We start from the raw sequence: 16,717 nt of genomic DNA on the forward strand, positions 1-16,717 counted from the left end.
ACACATCGGTTTCCACTGGCAGTCTAATCGCCCGAGCGCCAGAGACGGCTGTTGCCCTTACTGTGGAGTGAGATCGGCGAAAGGTCGATCGCACAACCATGGACAAGGCGGCACATGATCTTCAAAGGCGTGATGGACGGCAAACCGTATCCCGATCACGGACTGTCTCTACGCGACTGGTCGAAGTTCCCTCCACGTCAGGTTCGACTCGACGAGATCGTGACCACCACGAAGGTCCTCGAACTCGATCGCCTGCTGTCGGAGGACTCGACCTTCTACGGCGATCTGTTCCCGCACGCAGTGCAGTGGCGCGGCACTCTCTACCTCGAGGACGGTCTGCACCGAGCGGTTCGTTCGGCCCTGCGAAACCGCGTCGTGCTGCACGCGCGTGTCTTCGACTTCGACGCGATGCCCGGTGTCATCGAGGGAGTCCGCTGACGCTCAGGCGATAGTCACGAGCAACGCAGGTGTCGTTTGCCCCGGCCAGGTTCCGGTGAGCGTCTCCGAGTCCGAGACTCGATCTGCGTCGATCACTCTCGCCACAGACAGTTCCAGATCTCCCGCGCTGATGATCGTGTCGGTGCCGACTGTCGAGCAGGTCACCGATTCGACTGCCGGTACGGAAGCGCGGGCCGTACCGCTGCCAACTACGTGAGCTGTCACGGGGATGCGATCGGCGGTGTCCGCGAAGACCAGTTCGACTCCGGCCCCACCGGTCAGAATCGCGGTCGCCACCGCGCTGACGTAGACCGGATCACAGCATGCGTCGTACACCCACCGCTCGCCCAGCACCGAATGATCCATGGTTGCGATCAGTGCGGCGTCCGCCCCGGCCAGCGGAGCACCTCGATAAGTGAGCGGGACCTGAAGAATTCGACCGTCGGCAGAGCGCATCAGGTGCGTCTCGATTCCGACCTCGCCGTCCGGGTCGTCGAAACGATAGGCGTCGACGCGTTCGAGCGTCGAACAGTCGACCGACCCGAGCCACGGCTGCTTGGGCACCCACGCTCGGAGCAGGTCGTTCTTGGACGGATTCAGCTGCGCACGATGAATGATGGCCACCACGGCCACATTACGCGGCGAAGGATGGTTGCGCGTCAGGTCAGGATCGTGCGAATCACCGCATCAGCGAGCAGGCGACCACGGTCGGTGAGAACCACGTGATCGTTCTCGATCACGGCCAACCCGTCGACTACCACCTGTTCGGCCGAAAGACGTTCGGATGCAGACAGTTCCGATAACGGAAGTCCCGTACGCAACCGCGCGGTCAACATGACGCGCTCCATGTGTTCGTCCTCGGCGGTCAGTTCTTCGCTGCCGCCGACGGGAAGTTCACCGAGCGCCAACTGTTCCGCGTACCGCGCCGGGTGCTTGACGTTCCACCACCGCACTCCGCCGACGTGACTGTGCGCGCCCGGACCGGCACCCCACCAGTCACCACCGTCCCAGTAGCCGAGGTTGTGACGACACCGGGTGTCACCGGAGTCCGCGGTTTCCGCCTTTGCCCAGTTGGAGACCTCGTACCACCGCAAGCCTGCCTCGGACAGGCGTGAATCGATTCGTTCGTACCGCGAGGCCAGCACATCGTCGTCCGGCGCGGGCAGCTCGCCGCGCCTGACCTTGCGAGCCATGGCGGTGCCGTCCTCGACGATCAACGCGTAGGCCGAGACGTGATCGACATCGGCGGAGAGAACCGCATCGAGAGAGGCGTCCAGATCTTGATCGCGCTCCCCTGGCGTTCCATAGATCAAATCCAAGTTCACGTGCGAAAAACCAGCTGCGCGAGCCTCTTTCGCGGCAGCGACGGCGCGACCGGGAGTGTGGGTGCGGTCGAGGATCTTCAGAACGTGCTGGGCGGCCGACTGCATGCCGAGGGAAATCCGGGTGAATCCCGCACTGCGGAGAGCACCGAAGAACTCCGGCGACGTCGATTCGGGGTTCGATTCCGTGGTCACTTCGGCGCCGGACGCCAAGCCGAAGCTGCTCCGCACCGCCGACAGCACGTCGGACAATCCGTCGCCACCGAGCAGCGACGGCGTTCCACCGCCCACGAACACCGTCTCCGCCGCCGGGGCGCCCGTCATCTCGGCCGCGAGATCGAGTTCGCGCCGCAGACCCTCCAGCCACGACTGCGGCGACGCCGAGGTTCCGAGCTCACCGGCCGTGTAGGTGTTGAAATCGCAGTACCCACACCTGGTGGCACAGAACGGGACGTGGATGTAGATCCCGAACGGCCGTTTCCCGACACCCTCGAGCGATCGCGCGGGCAAGGCGAAGGGCGTCGCCTCGCTCTGTCGAGTGGGAGTCGTGCTGGTGGCATTCACACCTCCAGTGTCCCAGCATCCGGAACGCACACCTATTCAGCCTGCGATGCAGGTCGGCGTATGGCTTGAACTCGATATTTCCCCCGTTTTTCGTGGAAATATGCGCCCGAGTCGGAATTATCGAGTTGACGTGGCACAATGGTCCGCATGACCGGACTCGGAGTGCGACTTGTGGCGCGTCGCCATGTCGACTTCAAGCGTGTGTGCAGCTCGTCGTGTCTGCACCTGTGTAGCTGTTGATCTTTCACTGATCTTCCAGCCTTTCCCGCTCATCTCCATCTGCTTCACCGAAACACTCTCTGCAGAGACATGCCTTTTCAGGGACGCAGCTTCTCCAGCTGTTCGTTTTCGTGAGCACACCTGCCGGCCGCGAGCTTTCCGAGACCGAGGACAGCCCCCTCGATTTCCGACACGGACCGGTGCGTCCCGATCAGACACCGCCACAGTTCATCGATAGTGCGTGCCGCGTGCCGATCAACCGCCCAGATCCAGGAGTTCATCGATGACGTCGACCACCGACGCCGCCACACCCGCCGATTCGGCAGCTGCCGAAGCCCGGCCTGCACGCGCTGCGCGTCCCGCCAAGCGTCGCGCCGAAGGTCAGTGGGCCCTCGGTTACCGCGAGCCTCTCAACGCCAACGAGCAGGCCAAGAAGGACGACAACCCGCTCAACGTTCGGGCCCGCATCGAGAACATCTACTCCAAGCAGGGCTTCGACAGCATCGACAAGGGCGACCTTCGCGGCCGCTTCCGCTGGTGGGGTCTCTACACCCAGCGCGAAGAAGGCTACGACGGCACCTTCACCGGCGACGAGAACATCGACCTGCTCGAGGCCAAGTACTTCATGATGCGCGTGCGTTGCGACGCCGGCGCTCTCAACGTCGAGCAGCTGCGCACCATCGCCGGCATCTCGAAGGAATTCGGCCGGAACACCGCCGACCTGTCCGACCGCGAAAACGTCCAGTTCCACTGGATCGAGGTCGAGAACGTTCCGGAGATCTGGAAGCGCCTCGAAGCCGTCGGACTCAAGACCACCGAAGCGTGCGGTGACTGCCCCCGCGTCGTCCTCGGTTCTCCCCTGGCCGGCGAATCGCTCGACGAGGTCCTCGATCCCACCCCGGCGATCGACGAGATCGTGCGCCGCTACATCGGCGACCCCAAGTACTCCAACCTGCCGCGCAAGTTCAAGACCGCCATCTCCGGCCAGCAGGACGTCGTTCACGAGATCAACGACATCGCCTTCATCGGCGTGAACCACCCCGAGCACGGCCCGGGCCTCGACCTCTGGGTCGGCGGCGGACTGTCCACCAACCCGATGCTGGCGCAGCGCGTCGGCGCCTGGATTCCGCTCGACGAGGTCCCCGATGTCTGGGAGGGCGTCGTCTCGATCTTCCGTGACTACGGCTACCGCCGTCTGCGCGCGAAGGCCAGGCTCAAGTTCCTCGTCAAGGACTGGGGTATCGAGAAGTTCCGCGAGGTTCTCGAGACCGAGTACCTGAAGCGTCCGCTCATCGACGGCCCCGCGCCCGAGAAGCCCAAGCGCCCGATCGATCACGTCGGTATCCAGAAGACCCGCAACGGCCACAACGCAGTCGGTTTCGCTCCGATCGCCGGCCGCGTCTCGGGAGACATCCTGGCTCAGGTCGCCGACGCCGCCGAGAAGGCCGGCAGCGACCGGATCCGCTTCACTCCGTACCAGAAGCTGATCATCCTCGACGTCGCCGACGAGACGCTCGAGCCGCTCATCGCCGATCTCGACGCGCTGGGTCTTCCCGCCCGTCCGTCGCACTGGCGCAAGAACCTGATGGCCTGCTCCGGCATCGAGTTCTGCAAGCTCTCGTTCGCCGAGACCCGCAAGCGTTCGCAGGTGCTCGTGCCCGAACTCGAACAGCGTCTTGCCGACATCAACAGCCAGCTCGACGTGCCGATCACCATCAACATCAACGGTTGCCCCAACTCCTGCGCTCGCTCGCAGATCGCCGACATCGGCTTCAAGGGCCAACTCGTCGACGACGGTGAGGGGAATCAAGTCGAGGGTTTCCAGGTTCATCTGGGAGGCAGCCTCGGATTCGACAGCGCCTTCGGACGCAAGCTGCGCCAGCACAAGGTCACCAGCGTCGAGATGGGTGACTACATCGACCGCGTCGTACGTCAGTTCGTCAAGAACCGCAACGAAGGTGAACGGTTCGCCGAATGGGCAGTGCGCGCAGACGAAGGAGATTTGCGATGACAGTGGACATTTCGCGAGCAACTGCCGACGAGCTTCGGGCCATCGCCGAGCGCGGTGCAGTAGAACTCGACGGAGCCACCGCGCAGGAACTGTTGCAGTGGACCGAGGACACGTTCGGCGACTCGTACATCGTGGCGTCGAACATGCAGGATGGAGTGCTGGTTCACCTTGCCGCACAAGTTCATCCGGGCGTCGACGTACTCTTCCTCGACACCGGCTATCACTTCCCCGAAACCATCGGCACGCGTGACGCGGTCGAGCAGGTGTACGGCGTCAACGTCATCAACGCTCGTGCGCTGGCAAGCGTCGCCGAGCAGGATGTCGCCGAGGGCAAGGATCTGTTCGCCCGTGATCCCAACCGCTGCTGCGCACTACGCAAAGTCGCGCCGCTCAAGCAGACACTGTCCGGGTACAGCGCGTGGGTGACCGGCATCCGCCGCGTCGAAGCGCCCACCCGCGCCAACGCTCCCCTGATCTCCTTCGACGAAGCCTTCGGACTCGTGAAGATCAACCCGATCGCTCCCTGGTCGGACGAGGAGATGCAGAACTACATCGACACCAATTCCATCCTCGTCAATCCCCTTGTCGACGAGGGATATCCGTCCATCGGCTGCGCACCCTGCACCAGCAAGCCAGCCCCCGGCAGCGATCCGCGTAGCGGTCGTTGGGCCGGTGCCTCCAAGACAGAATGCGGGTTGCACGCATCATGACAGTTGACTTGACACCTTCACGGCCTCAGCTCGACGGCACACAGTTCGATACTCTCGACGCCCTCGAGTCCGAAGCGATCCACATCTTCCGAGAGGTAGCCGGCGAATTCGAACGCCCGGTCATTCTCTTCTCGGGCGGTAAGGATTCCACGGTGCTGCTGCATCTGGCGATCAAGGCCTTCTGGCCTGCGCCGCTGCCGTTCACCCTGCTGCACGTCGACACCGGCCACAACCTGCAGGAAGTCCTCGACTTCCGCGACCACGTGGTAGCCAAGTACAACCTGCGCCTGCACGTGGCCAGCGTCGAGGAGTACATCGCGGACGGTCGCCTCACCGAGCGCCCCGACGGTATCCGCAACCCGCTGCAGACCGTGCCGTTGCTGGACGCGATCTCGGAGAACCGTTTCGACGCCGTCTTCGGCGGCGCTCGCCGCGACGAGGAGCGGGCCCGCGCCAAGGAGCGGATCTTCTCGCTGCGCAACGCTTTCGGACAGTGGGATCCCAAGAAGCAGCGCCCGGAGCTGTGGAACCTGTACAACGGTCGCCACTCCCCCGGCGAGCAGGTACGCGTCTTCCCGCTCAGCAACTTCACCGAGCTGGACATCTGGCGTTACATCGCCCGCGACAACGTCGAGCTCGCCAGCATCTACTACGCCCACCAGCGTCCGGTGTACCAGCGCGACGGCATGTGGATGACCCCCGGAGTCTGGGGTGGGCCGGCTGACGGCGAAGAGCTGCAGACCCTTTCGGTGCGATACCGCACCGTCGGCGACGGTTCGACCACCGGTGCTGTTCTCTCCGATGCGGCCGACAACGAAGCGATCCTCGCCGAGGTTGCGGCATCACGTTTGACCGAGCGCGGCGCGACCCGTGGCGACGACCGAGTTTCCGAAGCGGCCATGGAAGACCGCAAGCGAGAGGGCTACTTCTGATGAGCGATCTGCTCAGACTGGCAACTGCCGGCAGCGTCGACGACGGAAAGTCCACCCTCGTGGGCCGCCTGTTGTACGACACGAAATCCGTTCTCGCCGACCAGATCGACGCCGTGACCCGTGCGTCGGTGGACCGCGGTCTCGACACCCCTGACCTCTCGCTCCTGGTGGACGGACTGCGCGCCGAGCGTGAGCAGGGCATCACCATCGACGTGGCGTACCGCTACTTCGCGACCCCCAAGCGCACCTTCGTGCTCGCCGATACACCGGGCCACGTGCAGTACACCCGCAACACTGTCTCCGGTGCCTCGACGGCTCAGCTCGTGATCCTGCTGGTCGATGCTCGCAAGGGCGTCATCGCGCAGACTCGCAGGCACGCAGCGGTTCTCGCGTTGCTCGGTGTCCCGAAGCTCGTTCTCGCCGTGAACAAGATCGACCTCGTCGAGAACCCCGAAGAGGTCTTCACCTCGATCTCCGCCGAGTTCAACGAACTCACCAGCTCACTTGGCTGGGCAAGCGAAGACGTCGTCGAGATCCCGGTGTCGGCACTGCACGGTGACAACGTCGCCATCCGCTCCGACAAGACCCCGTACTACACCGGCCCCACGCTGATCGAGCACCTCGAGTCGATTCCGGTCGACGCCGAGCCACATCGCGTCGGTCTGCGTTTCCCGGTGCAGTACGTGATCCGCCCCCGCACCGCAGAGTTCCTCGACTACCGCGGCTACGCCGGTCAGGTCGCTGCAGGTTCCGTCGTGCCCGGCGACGAAGTGGTGATCCTGCCCTCGGGTACGCGCACCACCGTCACACGTATCGACACGGCCGACGGCGAACTGGACGTCGCCCACGCCGGACGCAGCGTCACGCTGATCCTGGCCGACGACGTCGACGTCTCTCGCGGCGACACCATCGCATCGCCGTCCGACGCACCCGAGCCGATCGGCGAATTCGACGCCACTGTCTGCTGGCTGGCCGAGAAGTCGCTGCGCCCCGGTGCACGTCTGCTGCTCAAGCACGGCACGCGAACGACGCAGGCCATCGTGGGCAGTTTGGTGGAACGCTTCAACGAGCAGGACCTCACCACGGATCAGGGCCCGGACACTCTCGAGCTCAACGAGATCGGCAAGATCTCCATCCGGGTGGCCGAGCCGATCGTGGCTGACGACTACGCCGTCAACCGCCACACCGGCAGCTTCCTGCTGATCGATCCCGCTGGTGGAAACACTCTCGCAGCCGGCCTGGTGGGCGACGTCATTTCCGCTGTCGAATTGGGCGAGCGCGTCTAAGTCGATGGTTCCGCTCATCGCTGTTGCGCACGGTAGCCGTGATCCCCGTTCTGCTCGGGTGATCGCGGCTGCTGTGGCAGCTCTTCGTGAAGTCCGGCCAGACCTCGATGTCCGGCTGGCGTTTCTCGACCTCAATGCACCGTCCATCGATCAGGTCCTGGACGGGGTTGCACACGACGGCCACACTCGCGCCGTTGTTGTTCCGATGCTGCTGGGCAATGCCTTCCACGCCCGGGTAGATCTGCCCGGACTCTTGGCCGCTGCCGCGACACGCCACCCCCAGTTGACCGTGTTCCAAGCAGACGTACTGGGTCGCGATGCTCGGCTGATCGAGGCAGTACGCGAGCGAATTCTCGAAGCGGGTGCCCGGCCGGACGATCCGTCGGTCGGTGTCGCTCTTGCGGCAGTCGGCTCGTTCGATGCGCGCGCCAATGCCGCGACCGCAGAATTGGCGTCCACTCTCCTCGGCGGAACCAACTGGTCGGGCGTTCGAATCTGTTTCGCGACATCCGCGGAACCGACAGTTGCCCAGGCGATCTCCGCACTCGAGCAGGACGGCGCCGAACGTGTTGTCGTCGCGCCGTGGTTCTTGGCTCCCGGCCTACTGACCGATCGACTCAGCGCTGCCGCAGCAACTGCATGTCCGCGCGCGCGTTTCGCCGACACGATCGGTGGGCACTCTCTACTGATCGAAACGATGATCGACCGTTACCGACAAGTCGCTGATGCACTACCCGGCCGTCTGGTCCGCTCCGCCTGATCCGGTTTCACAGGCCGTTATCAGATTGTTACCGTAGTGTTGGATCTGTCCAGCTCGCGAAGGTACCTCCTTCGCCTGCGAAACAGATCTTTGGGTGCAATCCCCTCAGAGCGCCGCGAGAGGGAACACCATCACTCACAATCTTCGCCTCGGCACAGCCGGCATCGCATGGGTCCTGTCGGTGCTCTACCTGCTTGTCGAAATCTTCACAGCCGGAGCATGGAAGACGCCGTACAGCTTCGCGCGCGACTCCATCAGTTCGCTGGGCGTGACGACATGCAGCGTGGATTCATGTTCGCCGATGCACGACGTGATGAACGCGGCCTTCATGATCCTCGGTGCGCTCACCATCCTCGGTGCGGCCTTGCTGCACAAGTACATTCCGGACGGTCGTGCGAAGAAGTGGATTCTCGGTCTTGCCGTCGTCGTTGCATTGAGCACCGCGGCCACCGGCCTCTTCCCGGCGAACGACGGGACCTTCGTTCATTGGACCGCCGTACTTCCCGGCTTCGTCGCACGTCATGCCGTTCTCGTCCTCATGGCAATTCAATTCTGGAAGCACAGCAAATGGATCGCAGTGTGGTCAGGGCTGTGCGCGGCTACCGGAATCGTCGGTGCCGTACTGCTTCTCGGACGAACCCTCACTTTCGGCCTTGGTGAACGCCTGACGCTGTACCCGCTGCCTATGTGGATGGCCGTCACCGGCGTCGCGGCCCTGCTCGCGTTGATGCGCCGAACCGTGTTGAAGAACGTGGAACTGACACTGTCCGGTAACGGATTCATCACCGCTCTGTTGTCGTTGCGCCCGCGTCGATCTCGCGCGGCAGTGCCTACCGACGTTCTCGCACCGCGGAAGCTGACGAGTTTGTAGCGAACCCGGGGTGACCAGGGACACACTGGTAGGGAGGCGACGCGAGGAGACTTCCATGACCAGTGCATCTGTTCGACACGGAATCGTGGCCGGTATCGACGGCTCGGCAAGCGCGGTCAACGCCGCGAGGTGGGCAGCTTCGGCTGCAAAGAGATTCGACGAACCACTTCGCCTGACCCACGTGCTGCCAGGACAACCCGAGTCCGGTGGCGGTACCAACGTCACCGACGAAGAGATGTTCGACCACCACCTTCGCGTCGAGGGTGCAAAATTGCTCGACGAGGCCGAGGACGCCATCCGCGATGATCACACCGACGTCACCGTCGAACGTGGCCTCGTGACCGGTACTCCCGCAACCACACTCGTCGAACTCTCGAAGTCGGCTCGCATCGTTGCACTGGGTCAGGCCGGCACCAGCGAAATGCAGTCCGTGTTTCTCGGATCCGACACCATTCGGGTGGTCAACCGCGCGCACTGTCCCGTGGCCGTATTCCGCGGTACGGGTGATCACGCGATGGCCGACACCAGGCCCATCGTCGTCGGCGTCGACGGGAGCAAGCTCAGCGAACTCGCCGTCGCGCATGCCTTCGAGTTTGCCGCGTTCCTCGGCGCACCTTTGGTTGCGGTCCACACGTGGAACGAGCACGCCTCGCTGGGCGGGTATTCCGAAGCCAGGCGCTTCGTCGACTGGGGACCGTACGAACAGCATGAGCATGCACTGCTGTCCGAGTGCCTCGCCGGCTGGACGGAGAAGTACCCCGATGTCGAGGTCACCCGCAGTGTCCAGCGCAGCGGACCGATGAAGGCACTGCTCGAGCACTCGGCGGAAGCCCAACTCGTAGTCGTCGGTAGCCACGGCCGCAGCCCGTTCATGGCGTCGATAGTCGGTTCGACCAGTCAGAGCCTCATCCACCACGCCCAATGCCCGGTCCTCGTCTGCCGAGAGGGCTGAACTCGTCTCGCTGTTGCCCGGCCCCCAACTCTGAGCGAACGGCACTTTCGGCGCCATCAGGAGTCCGAAAGTGCCGTTCGCTCAAACAGGAGTGGGGGTACAACAGGTCGAACAGGGCTAGCGGGTCATACCTGGCCGACGACGCTCACCGTCACCGGCTCCTGCTCCGGCGTCACCACCGGAGTCTCCGGCAGATCCGGCACCCGGGTAGCCCGGGCGTAGACCGTCTCCCCCGCCTCGAGGTGCAGCGCTGCACTGTCACCGCGGGTGACCTGAGCCGAGAACAACTCACCGGTTGCCTCGTTGCGCAGGTCGACTCGAACCTCGAAGCCGAGATACACGACGCGCTCGACGGTTGCGCGTGTGACGCCGAGGGACTCGGCCGTTCCGGACTCCTGAGCGAGAGCCATGCTCGGATCGCGGCCGAGACGGATGTCATGCGGACGGACCAACTGCCCGTTGAGCTTCGCGACGGATCCGAGGAAGGACATCACGAAGTCGTTGGACGGGCGGTCGTACAGGTCGGCAGGTTCACCGATCTGCTCGATCCGCCCCTTGTTCAGCACCGCGATGCGGTCGGCGACGTCGAGAGCCTCTTCCTGGTCGTGTGTGACCAGGACGGTGGTGACGTGCACCTCGTCATGCAGGCGACGCAACCACGTGCGCAGGTCGGCACGGACCTTCGCGTCGAGGGCGCCGAAGGGCTCGTCGAGCAGGAGCACCTGCGGATCCACCGCCAGAGCGCGCGCCAACGCCATGCGCTGGCGTTGACCACCGGACAGCTGCGCGGGGTACCGATGCTGAAAGCCGTCGAGGCCGACGATCCCCAGTAGTTCGTTGACCTTCTTCTCGATCTCCGGCTTCGGGCGCTTGCGGATCTTGAGCCCGAACGCCACGTTGTCTCGCACCGTCATGTGCTTGAACGCTGCGTAGTGCTGGAACACGAAACCGATGTCACGCTTCTGCGGCGACACGCCGGTGACGTCCTTGCCTGCGATAGTGATGGTTCCCGAATCGAGTTCTTCGAGCCCTGCGATCGAACGCAGCAACGTCGACTTTCCCGAGCCACTGGGCCCGAGCAATGCCGTCAACGAACCCGAGGGAATGTTGACCGTCACGTCGTCGAGCGCCGCGAAATCACCGTAGTTCTTGCGGGCCCCGGTCACTGTGATCATGTGGTGCTCCTCTTACGGTCCAGCAGCGTCATCAGCAACAGGACAATGATGGCGATGCCCATCAGCAGCGTTGCCGCCGAATACGCACCAAAGGTGTTGTGGTCGTCGATGTATCGCGAGTGCACCAGCAACGTCAGTGTCTGGGATACCCCCGGGAAGCCGGAAGAGACCATGATGACTGCGCCGAATTCACCGAGCGAACGCGCCACCGTCAACACGATTCCGTACGTCAGGCCCCAACGGATCGCGGGCAAGGTGATCCGCCAGAACGTCTGCCAGCCCGAGGCACCGAGCGTCGCGGCCGCTTGTTCCTGCTCGTCGCCGATCTCGTGAAGTACGGGTTCGACTTCCCGGACGACGAAGGGCAGCGTCACGAAAATCGTCGCGATCACCATGCCTGGCAACCCGAAGATGACCTTGAACCCCAACGATTCGATGCCTCCGAACCAACCGTTGGCACCCCACAGAAGAATCAAGGACACACCGACGACGACGGGCGAGACTGCGAAGGGCAGGTCGACCACCGACTGCAGAACTCCGCGGCCCGGGAACCGACCACGCACGAGTGCCAGAGCGGTGACCACACCGAACACGACGTTGATCGGGACTACGATCGCCACGATGATCAGCGAAAGATTCAACGCGGAGATCGCTGCCGGTGTCGTGATCGATTCGAGAAACGGGCCGATTCCGTTCTCGAACGTTCGCGTCAGGATCACACCGATCGGCACGACCAGCAACACGAACAGGTAGACGAGAGCGATGGTCCGCAGACCGATCTTCGATCCTCTGGACACGTTCATCGGGAACTCTCCTCACGTCGCTGTCCCCGCGATGCGAAGATTCGCAGGACGAACAGCGTCACGAATGCGATGGCCAGCAACGCTACCGAGACGGCAGCGGCGTTGGTCGGACGATCGATCTCGATCTGCTGCTGAATGTACTGCGACGTCATCTGTGTCACGCGTGGGATGTTGCCGCCGATCAGAACGACCGAGCCGTATTCACCGATCGCTCTGGCGAACGCGAGGCCCGCACCGGAGATGACGGCAGGCGCCAACGTCGGGAGAACAACCGAGCGAAAGATCGTCCAGTTGGAAGCTCCCAACGACGCAGCGGCTTCCTCGACTTCGCGGTCGACCTCCATCAGCACCGGCTGCACGGAACGGACGACGAACGGCAAGGTCACGAAGGCCAATGCCACGATCAGTCCGGGCTGAGTTGCATTGAGATGGATGTCGATCGGTGACTGCGGGCCGTAGAGGGACAGCAGCACGATCGATGCCACGATGGTCGGTAGCGCGAACGGCAGATCGATCATCGAGTTGACGATGCGCTTGCCCGGGAAGTCGTCCCGGACCAGCACCCACGCGATGATCGTGCCCATTACGACGTTGATCAATGCCACGATCACCGAGACCAACAACGTCACGCGCAACGACGCCAAGGCGACGGGTGCGGTGACGGCGTCCCAGAATCCGGAGATCCCCTCGTCGAACGCGGTGGCGGTCAACGCGGCGAGCGGAAGCAGAACGATGACGGAGAGCCACAGGGTGGCCACTCCGATTCCGAGCGGCCCCACACTCCCCGTGACCCGCGCGAGTTTTCGCCGACGAGCCACGGGGGTGGGGTCAATAGTGTCAGTCACGTCAGTCTTACTTGGTCGCGTTGTCGTAGATCACTGCGATCGAACCGGTGTCCTTGGTGAACAGAGCACTGTCCACGGCCTTCCAGCCGCCGAGGTCTGCAATGGTCCACAGCTTGGTCGGCTCGGGGAACTTGTCGGTGAACTTGGCAGCGACGGCGGGATCAACGGGACGGAATCCTGCTTCGGCCCAGAGCGTCTGACCCTCGGTCGTGTACAGGTAGTCCTTGAACGCGGTCGCCTTGTCGAGGACCTTGCTGTTCGAGATCACGGCAACGGGGTTCTCGATCTTGAAGGTCGTGGGCGGGGTGACGTGCTCGACCGGGTCGCCGTTGCCTTCGATGAACAGTGCTTCATTCTCGTAGCTGATCAGAACGTCACCGCTGCCCTGCAGGAAGGCTTCCGAAGCCTCGCGTCCCGACTTGGGCTGGATCTTGACGTGATCGTTGACCAAGGCGGTGACGTAGTCGAGCCCCGCCTGCGGGTTCTTGCCACCGTCGCTCTTGGCGGCGTACGGCGCCAAGAGGTTCCACTTGGCCGAGCCGGAGCTGAACGGGTTCGGCGTGACGACCTCGAGGCCGGGCTGAAGCAGGTCGTCCCAGTCCTTGATGCCCTTCGGGTTCCCCGGACGCGTCACGATGGTGACTACCGATCCGAACGGAATTCCGTTGTAGGCGTCCTGGTTCCAGTTCTGATCGACCAGACCGGCATCGACCAGGCGGGTGATGTCGGGCTCGACGGAGAAGTTGACGAAGTCTGCCTCGGCGCCGTCCTTCACCTTGCGCGACTGGTCGCCCGAGGCGCCGTAGGAAGGATTGAAGTTGACGTTCTTGCCCTCGTCGGTCGCCTGGAAGGCTGCGGTGAGCTTGTCGAAGCCAGGCTTCGGCACGGCGTAGGCGAACAGGTTGATCGTGCCGGCGCTACCGTCGCTGGCGGCGCTGTCACCACCCACGGTGTCGCTCGAGCCACCACTGCACGCTGTGAGTACCACGGCCCCCATGGTCGCGATAGCAGTGAGAAGTGTGCGGGAACGGCGTTTCATTGCAGATACCTTCCTGAAAGGACTGACAAACGAGGGTTGGTCAAACGACAAGTCCGAGACCTCTGGGGCTGATTCCATCGGGATGTTCAGACATGGAGAGCCGACGGGCGATGAGCCCTGAATCGGGGGCGCGAGTTACGCGCAGAGAAGTTCGAGTGGGGTGCGCAGCACCACCGGAGAGGTCGAACTCAGGAAATCAACAACAGGCGACGTCAGCGACGTCGAGCATGCCGACAGCAATCAACGCCAACTGGTGGCGGATTACGGGAGCTGTTGCTTCGGACACGCGGTGGACTTTAGCAGAGCACCGGCGCCCGCTCTAATCGGGAGAACTAACGGGTGAGAAGCCACGCGACGATCACGAGGAGAATCAGGGCTATCAGGGCGAGAGTGACCCGTGAGCGGGGCATCAGCTTTCCTCTACTTCTCGAGAATTCCTACGCAACCAGCCGAAGAGCGGCAGAGCGAGAACGGCGGCCAACGCGCGATCCAGACCGATGGCCACCAGGCGGCACAGCGGAACGACGACGATCAGGACCAACGCGACCTGCGGGATGAACGGGAGCCCGGCCATCCACAGCTCGAAGCTGTCCCACCAATCCGCAATCCGATCCACGCCAACACCCTATCCTTCGGACGATACGGTCCCGACAGCGTGTGGATTGGACGTGTGCCGATTCTGGCCGGATGATGGCCGAATGAGTGCTGACGACGAAGTGGTGCAGACGATTCCTCCCGCCTCCACGGGTCACCATCGAAGCAACTTTCCCCCGATCGACGACTATGCGTTTCTTTCCGATTGCGAAACCTCGTGCCTGATTGCCCGTAACGGATCTGTCGAGTGGATGTGCGTTCCCCGCCCGGACTCCCCCAGCGTGTTCGGTGCCATCCTCGACCGCAGCGCAGGCCATTTCCGTATCGGCCCCTACGGCCAGAACGTGCCGGCCGCTCGGCGCTATCTGCCGGGTGGACTCATTCTCGAGACCACCTGGCAGACCGAGACCGGCTGGCTCGTCGTCCGCGACGCCCTGGTTCTCGGCCCCTGGCACAACGTCGACAAGCGATCGAACACGCACAAGCGCACACCGACCGACTGGGATGCCGAACACACCCTTCTCCGTACGGTCAAATGCGTCAGCGGCACCGTCGAACTCGAGATGAGCTGTGAGCCCGCGTTCGACTATCACCGTGGCACGGCGAATTGGGAGTACACCGGCAAGGTCTACGAGGAAGCAACGGCAACGTGTCGCTCCGCCAAGCCCGGCGACCATCCCACTCTGCGCTTGACCACCGATCTCCGACTGGGTCTGGAAGGTCGTGAGGCACGGGCCCGGACGCGACTGGTCGAAGGCGACAACGTGTACGTCGCGCTCTCGTGGTCGGATCTTCCCGCGCCGCAGACGTTCGACGAGGCCGCCGACAAGATGTGGCAGACGTCCAAGTCCTGGCGTGAGTGGGTGACGATCGGCAAGTTCCCCGATCACCCGTGGCGCGGATACCTACAGCGCAGTGCGCTCACACTCAAGGGGCTCACCTACGCACCGACCGGAGCCCTGCTTGCGGCTTCGACGACCTCGCTACCGGAAACACCAGGCGGAGAACGCAACTGGGACTACCGCTACGCGTGGGTTCGCGACTCCACCTTCGCACTGTGGGGCCTTTACACGCTCGGGTTGGACCGTGAGGCCAACGACTTCTTCAACTTCATCTACGACGTGTCGAGTTCGGACAACGGTCAGCCGCATCCCTTGCAGGTGATGTACGGCATCGGCGGCGAGCGCACACTCGAGGAATCCGAACTCAACCATCTGTCCGGCTACGACGGCGCCCGTCCGGTGCGTATCGGCAACGGGGCGTTCGATCAACAGCAGCACGACATCTGGGGCACCATGCTCGACTCGGTGTACCTCCACATCCGTACCCGCGAGCGTGTCCCCGAAGCGCTGTGGCCGCTGCTCAAGAAGCAGGTCGAGGAAGCGATCAAGCACTGGCGTCAACCCGACCGCGGGATCTGGGAGGTGCGCGGTGAACCGCAGCATTTCACGTCGTCGAAGATCATGTGCTGGGTCGCACTCGATCGCGGCGCCAAGCTGGCAGAGATGCAGGGCGAGAAGAGCTTTGCACAGCAATGGACGGCCATCGCGGACGAGATCAAGGCCGACATCCTCGCGCACGGTGTCGACTCGCGCGGAGTTCTGACACAGCGGTACGGCCACGATTCACTCGACGCGTCGCTCTTGTTGGCACCGCTGCTGCGCTTCCTGCCGGCCGACGATCCGCGCATCCGGGCGACGGTGCTGGCGATCGCCGACGAGCTCACCGAAGAGGGGTTGGTCCTGCGCTATCGCGTCGACACCACCGACGACGGATTGAGCGGAGAAGAGGGCACGTTCACCATCTGCTCCTTCTGGCTCGTCTCCGCCCTCGTCGAGATCGGCGAACTGGATCGGGCAAAGCATCTCTGCGAGCGTCTGCTCGGGTTCGCGAGCCCGCTCAAGCTGTACGCGGAGGAGATCGACGCGCACACCGGTCGCCATCTGGGTAACTTCCCGCAGGCGTTCACACACCTGGCGCTGATCAACGCCGTGGTCCACGTGATCCGCGCCGAGGAAGCTGCCGAAGCCGGAGCTTTCCAGCCCGCGCACAACGCGACCTAGACCCCCTGCTGTGCGCCTTTATTAACCGCCCGCGGTTAATAAAGGCGCCAAGCACGTGGATGGCCCCCCCCCCGCGACCGGGCGCGGGGTGTGATGAGGCGGGGGAATAACCGGAACACCGCCCAGGGAGTTT

At 63.6% G+C, this 16,717-nt stretch carries 17 protein-coding genes; 9 read left to right on the top strand and 8 right to left on the bottom strand.

The genetic code is table 11. From position 1 onward, the window contains the following. The first annotated feature begins 114 nt into the window (after positions 1-114). A complete protein-coding gene (locus ABH939_RS14935) occupies positions 115-438 on the top strand; it encodes a type II toxin-antitoxin system VapB family antitoxin (RefSeq protein WP_003944521.1) in 324 nt (107 codons plus the stop codon). 3 nt (positions 439-441) lie between these two features. Here the strand turns inward: ABH939_RS14935 and ABH939_RS14940 are convergent, their stop codons facing one another. Together ABH939_RS14940 and hemW are read right to left on the bottom strand one after the other, a co-directional pair. Beyond that, positions 442-1,062, bottom strand: coding sequence for a hypothetical protein (locus tag ABH939_RS14940; RefSeq protein ID WP_404649750.1), 621 nt, complete (start codon positions 1,060-1,062; stop codon positions 442-444). Positions 1,063-1,097: 35 nt separating this feature from the next. Then, positions 1,098-2,324: a radical SAM family heme chaperone HemW gene (hemW, locus tag ABH939_RS14945; protein WP_042450186.1), complete on the bottom strand. Its 1,227-nt coding sequence runs from the start codon at positions 2,322-2,324 to the stop codon at positions 1,098-1,100. A gap of 502 nt (positions 2,325-2,826) precedes the next feature. Between hemW and ABH939_RS14950 the strand changes: the two genes are divergently transcribed. The 7 genes from ABH939_RS14950 to ABH939_RS14980 all read left to right on the top strand — a co-directional run bounded on the left by ABH939_RS14950 (position 2,827) and on the right by ABH939_RS14980 (position 10,065). After that, positions 2,827-4,554, top strand: coding sequence for a nitrite/sulfite reductase (locus ABH939_RS14950; protein WP_063316224.1), 1,728 nt, complete (start codon positions 2,827-2,829; stop codon positions 4,552-4,554). Continuing rightward, the gene (locus ABH939_RS14955; RefSeq protein ID WP_192712960.1) at positions 4,551-5,264 is read left to right on the top strand and encodes a phosphoadenylyl-sulfate reductase; all 714 of its coding nucleotides are present in this window, start codon (positions 4,551-4,553) and stop codon (positions 5,262-5,264) included. Before ABH939_RS14950 ends, ABH939_RS14955 begins: the two co-directional genes overlap by 4 nt. Beyond that, positions 5,261-6,196, top strand: coding sequence for a sulfate adenylyltransferase subunit CysD (gene cysD, locus ABH939_RS14960; RefSeq protein WP_007731054.1), 936 nt, complete (start codon positions 5,261-5,263; stop codon positions 6,194-6,196). The genes ABH939_RS14955 and cysD overlap by 4 nt, the downstream gene beginning before the upstream one ends. After that, positions 6,196-7,482: a sulfate adenylyltransferase subunit 1 gene (locus tag ABH939_RS14965; protein WP_020969973.1), complete on the top strand. Its 1,287-nt coding sequence runs from the start codon at positions 6,196-6,198 to the stop codon at positions 7,480-7,482. The genes cysD and ABH939_RS14965 overlap by 1 nt, the downstream gene beginning before the upstream one ends. A 4-nt stretch (positions 7,483-7,486) precedes the next feature. Further along, positions 7,487-8,242, top strand: coding sequence for a sirohydrochlorin chelatase (locus tag ABH939_RS14970; RefSeq protein WP_404649751.1), 756 nt, complete (start codon positions 7,487-7,489; stop codon positions 8,240-8,242). Positions 8,243-8,336: 94 nt separating this feature from the next. Continuing rightward, positions 8,337-9,113: a DUF998 domain-containing protein gene (locus ABH939_RS14975; protein ID WP_042450193.1), complete on the top strand. Its 777-nt coding sequence runs from the start codon at positions 8,337-8,339 to the stop codon at positions 9,111-9,113. 55 nt (positions 9,114-9,168) lie between these two features. Then, a complete protein-coding gene (locus tag ABH939_RS14980; protein WP_003944544.1) occupies positions 9,169-10,065 on the top strand; it encodes a universal stress protein in 897 nt (298 codons plus the stop codon). 125 nt (positions 10,066-10,190) lie between these two features. Here the strand turns inward: ABH939_RS14980 and ABH939_RS14985 are convergent, their stop codons facing one another. The 6 genes from ABH939_RS14985 to ABH939_RS15010 form a co-directional block, all read right to left on the bottom strand. Next, complete coding sequence (locus ABH939_RS14985) at positions 10,191-11,240, bottom strand: sulfate/molybdate ABC transporter ATP-binding protein (protein ID WP_030536616.1); 1,050 nt, start codon at positions 11,238-11,240, stop codon at positions 10,191-10,193. Further along, positions 11,237-12,043 (bottom strand): sulfate ABC transporter permease subunit CysW, encoded by an 807-nt coding sequence (gene cysW, locus ABH939_RS14990; RefSeq protein ID WP_003944503.1) that lies wholly within the window; start codon positions 12,041-12,043, stop codon positions 11,237-11,239. Before cysW ends, ABH939_RS14985 begins: the two co-directional genes overlap by 4 nt. Beyond that, on the bottom strand, positions 12,040-12,888 hold the full coding sequence (gene cysT / locus ABH939_RS14995; protein ID WP_030536617.1) for a sulfate ABC transporter permease subunit CysT: 849 nt from the start codon (positions 12,886-12,888) through the stop codon (positions 12,040-12,042). The genes cysW and cysT overlap by 4 nt, the downstream gene beginning before the upstream one ends. A gap of 7 nt (positions 12,889-12,895) precedes the next feature. Beyond that, complete coding sequence (locus tag ABH939_RS15000; protein ID WP_003944569.1) at positions 12,896-13,927, bottom strand: sulfate ABC transporter substrate-binding protein; 1,032 nt, start codon at positions 13,925-13,927, stop codon at positions 12,896-12,898. A gap of 196 nt (positions 13,928-14,123) precedes the next feature. After that, positions 14,124-14,213, bottom strand: a complete 90-nt coding sequence (locus ABH939_RS15005) for an Ms4533A family Cys-rich leader peptide (protein ID WP_309599318.1) — start codon at positions 14,211-14,213, stop codon at positions 14,124-14,126. Between the two features lie 123 nt (positions 14,214-14,336). Then, positions 14,337-14,543 carry a hypothetical protein gene (locus ABH939_RS15010; protein ID WP_003944489.1) on the bottom strand — a complete coding sequence of 69 codons (207 nt, stop codon included), beginning with the start codon at positions 14,541-14,543 and terminating at the stop codon, positions 14,337-14,339. 82 nt (positions 14,544-14,625) lie between these two features. Between ABH939_RS15010 and ABH939_RS15015 the strand changes: the two genes are divergently transcribed. Continuing rightward, positions 14,626-16,584, top strand: coding sequence for a glycoside hydrolase family 15 protein (locus tag ABH939_RS15015; protein ID WP_003944557.1), 1,959 nt, complete (start codon positions 14,626-14,628; stop codon positions 16,582-16,584). Positions 16,585-16,717: the final 133 nt, after the last annotated feature.

The organism is Rhodococcus sp. 27YEA6 (assembly GCF_044908235.1).
Classification (GTDB): Bacteria; Actinomycetota; Actinomycetes; order Mycobacteriales; family Mycobacteriaceae; genus Rhodococcus_F; species Rhodococcus_F qingshengii.

What these genes read in the sequence shown, in the direction of transcription:
- ABH939_RS14935 (WP_003944521.1), top strand. Translation starts at nt 115, where the DNA reads ATGATCTTCAAAGGCGTGATGGACGGCAAACCGTATCCCGATCACGGA.
- ABH939_RS14950 (WP_063316224.1), top strand. Translation starts at nt 2,827, where the DNA reads ATGACGTCGACCACCGACGCCGCCACACCCGCCGATTCGGCAGCTGCC.
- ABH939_RS14955 (WP_192712960.1), top strand. Translation starts at nt 4,551, where the DNA reads ATGACAGTGGACATTTCGCGAGCAACTGCCGACGAGCTTCGGGCCATC.
- cysD (WP_007731054.1), top strand. Translation starts at nt 5,261, where the DNA reads ATGACAGTTGACTTGACACCTTCACGGCCTCAGCTCGACGGCACACAG.
- ABH939_RS14965 (WP_020969973.1), top strand. Translation starts at nt 6,196, where the DNA reads ATGAGCGATCTGCTCAGACTGGCAACTGCCGGCAGCGTCGACGACGGA.
- ABH939_RS14970 (WP_404649751.1), top strand. Translation starts at nt 7,487, where the DNA reads ATGGTTCCGCTCATCGCTGTTGCGCACGGTAGCCGTGATCCCCGTTCT.
- ABH939_RS14980 (WP_003944544.1), top strand. Translation starts at nt 9,169, where the DNA reads ATGACCAGTGCATCTGTTCGACACGGAATCGTGGCCGGTATCGACGGC.
- ABH939_RS14985 (WP_030536616.1), bottom strand. Translation starts at nt 11,240, where the DNA reads ATGATCACAGTGACCGGGGCCCGCAAGAACTACGGTGATTTCGCGGCG.
- cysW (WP_003944503.1), bottom strand. Translation starts at nt 12,043, where the DNA reads ATGAACGTGTCCAGAGGATCGAAGATCGGTCTGCGGACCATCGCTCTC.
- ABH939_RS15000 (WP_003944569.1), bottom strand. Translation starts at nt 13,927, where the DNA reads ATGAAACGCCGTTCCCGCACACTTCTCACTGCTATCGCGACCATGGGG.
- ABH939_RS15015 (WP_003944557.1), top strand. Translation starts at nt 14,626, where the DNA reads ATGAGTGCTGACGACGAAGTGGTGCAGACGATTCCTCCCGCCTCCACG.